This is a genomic window from Endozoicomonas atrinae, assembly GCF_001647025.1.
Taxonomy (GTDB): Bacteria; Pseudomonadota; Gammaproteobacteria; order Pseudomonadales; family Endozoicomonadaceae; genus Endozoicomonas; species Endozoicomonas atrinae.
On sequence record NZ_LUKQ02000475.1, the window covers coordinates 1 to 2,139 of the forward strand.

The window sequence follows — 2,139 nt, forward strand, 5'->3', positions numbered from 1 at the left end:
GAAAATCAACATCATTAAAACCTTCGGGTAGCTGTGGTCGACGAGACATCTGTTCTAGATAATGCATGGTAATGATGCCTAAGCATAGTTGGCGGCAGCTTAAGGATTTAGAAAATGCGATTGGTATAAGCTTTCTTCCCTTCCAAAAGCCCGATAGGACCCTGCTCAGTGTATTTAAATGTGACCCCTGCTCTGGCAATAAAATCAAACCAGGATTTCAATGTTGAGGGCAAACTGAAGTTATACATTGGCAATCCAATCACCAGAATATCAGCAGACTTCACTTCCTCAATCAGCTGATCAGAAAGTGCCGTCATCTCCGCCTGCCGACTATTTTTCTGGTCTTCAGTGGCACCAAAACCCATAACAATTTCAGCATCCAGATGGGGTACAGGCTGGTTCGCCAGATCCCTTACTTTGAGCTGGGTATCAGGATTAACGGTTAGAAAGCGTTCAACAAACTTCTGTGACAGCTGAGTTGACTGCCCATGTTCACCAAACAGGCTGCTGTTTATCTGCAGTAGTTGAGCCATGCTTAACACCCCTTTAAATTACTATTTTGTCTATTTATGTTAAATTTAACGTCGAAATTACCGAAAGAAAATCTCAAAATACTGCACATAATTATCGATTTTTTAGATAAATAGAGTGACTGAAAAATGTCAAAGGTAACACTGGATCAATGGCGAATGTTCCAGGCGGTGGTGGAGCATGGAGGTTTCGCTCAAGCCTCTGAAGCAATTTTCAAAAGCCAGTCCACCATCAGTTATGCCATCAGCAAACTGCAGCATCAGCTGGGCATTGATTTACTTGAGATTCAAGGCCGAAAAGCCGTATTGACTGAAGCAGGTGAAGCCATGCTCAGACGGGCCAAGACACTCCTGAAAGAGGCAGATGCGCTGGAATAAAGTAGCGGTAAGCCTCTCTGAAGGTTGGGAGGGTACACTTACCTTGGCCGCGGATGTCATTTTTCCTAACTCATTATTAATCAAAGCACTTGAACTCTTTGCCCCTGCCTCCAGACATACGCGCCTGGAGCTTGTGGAATCAGTGCTCTCAGGCACAACGGATATGCTGGTCAGTGGCAAGGCCGATATTGTTATTACTGGCATTATTCCCCAGGGCTTTCTAGGAGAACCGTTAATATCTATTAATTTTGTACCCGTTGTTCATATGAATCACCCTCTGGCCCAGCTTAACCATTTAATCAGTGAGGCAGAACTAAAACAATATCGACAAATCGTTATTCGTGACTCAGGCATCAGAAGGGATGCTAATGCTGGCTGGCTTGGATCTGAAGAGCGATGGACAGTCAGTCACATCAGCTCTTCAATAAGGCTGGTAAAACAGGGGCTTGGATTTGCATGGCTACCCACACACCATATTCAGCAGGAGCTTGAAGATGGAACTATCAAACAGTTGGAAACCAAACTGAGTAATAGTCGGAGCGTACAGCTATACATGATATTTCCTGACTCGAATTATATTGGCCCTGCTGCTCAGAAGTTAGCAACCATCCTCAGAGAATGTTGCCATGATAAAGGCCGTCAAAATTAGCTTAAACGAATAATATCCAGAAACTTTCCATCGTCTCCATATGTCAGTTGAAATCGTCCATAAATCCCCTCTCTGGTGACAAATTTCAACATAATGTCATAGGGAATACTCATAGTCTGACCTGATTCAGTGCGAACCCTCACAGAGCTCTTCTGCCCTTTGTAATACTGAAGAACTTGTTCAGAGTTGAGTTTTACGGAGAACACGGCCTTATGCATCGCTCAAACCTTTGTGTTTCTTATTAAAAATACAAGTTAAAAGAAGGCTAATATTAGTTTAGCAACCTTCTCTCACAAGGGTTACAGAACAACGCTAAATGACAGTTATTGCTGCAGAAAATCTCCTTCCAGACTTCTTTCCAAGCTGGCTGACTCAGAGTCAATTTAACCAAATGAGTAGCCATTGGTATAACTTTGAACTTTTTCTCCAACTTTATAGCCAATAAAGGTAAAGGTTGTCATCACCGATGTAATAAGTCTTCAAAACACCAGTTTAATTTGACCTCCCGATTAACCCTTTTCTGGCCGATTGTTTTCCTGTTGGTATCAAGCAGGGAGCAGCGCCATGACCAATCGAGAGGAC

Annotated in this window: 4 protein-coding genes; 2 read left to right on the forward strand and 2 right to left on the reverse strand. The window is 43.1% G+C overall.

Annotated elements, in window-relative coordinates:
* Positions 1-107: 107 nt before the first annotated feature.
* Positions 108-533, reverse strand: a complete 426-nt coding sequence (locus tag AK963_RS28085; protein WP_083232936.1) for an FMN-dependent NADH-azoreductase — start codon at positions 531-533, stop codon at positions 108-110.
* Between the two features lie 126 nt (positions 534-659).
* Here AK963_RS28085 and AK963_RS34995 point away from each other — a divergent pair, with 126 nt between their 5' ends.
* Complete coding sequence (locus tag AK963_RS34995; protein ID WP_202969898.1) at positions 660-908, forward strand: LysR family transcriptional regulator; 249 nt, start codon at positions 660-662, stop codon at positions 906-908.
* On the forward strand, positions 895-1,557 hold the full coding sequence (locus AK963_RS28090; protein ID WP_202969899.1) for a LysR substrate-binding domain-containing protein: 663 nt from the start codon (positions 895-897) through the stop codon (positions 1,555-1,557). The genes AK963_RS34995 and AK963_RS28090 overlap by 14 nt, the downstream gene beginning before the upstream one ends.
* Here AK963_RS28090 and AK963_RS28095 read toward each other — a convergent pair.
* Positions 1,554-1,775 (reverse strand): DUF2835 family protein, encoded by a 222-nt coding sequence (locus AK963_RS28095; RefSeq protein ID WP_066018609.1) that lies wholly within the window; start codon positions 1,773-1,775, stop codon positions 1,554-1,556. The two genes, AK963_RS28090 and AK963_RS28095, sit on opposite strands and share 4 nt — an antisense overlap.
* Between the last annotated feature and the right edge of the window lie 364 nt (positions 1,776-2,139).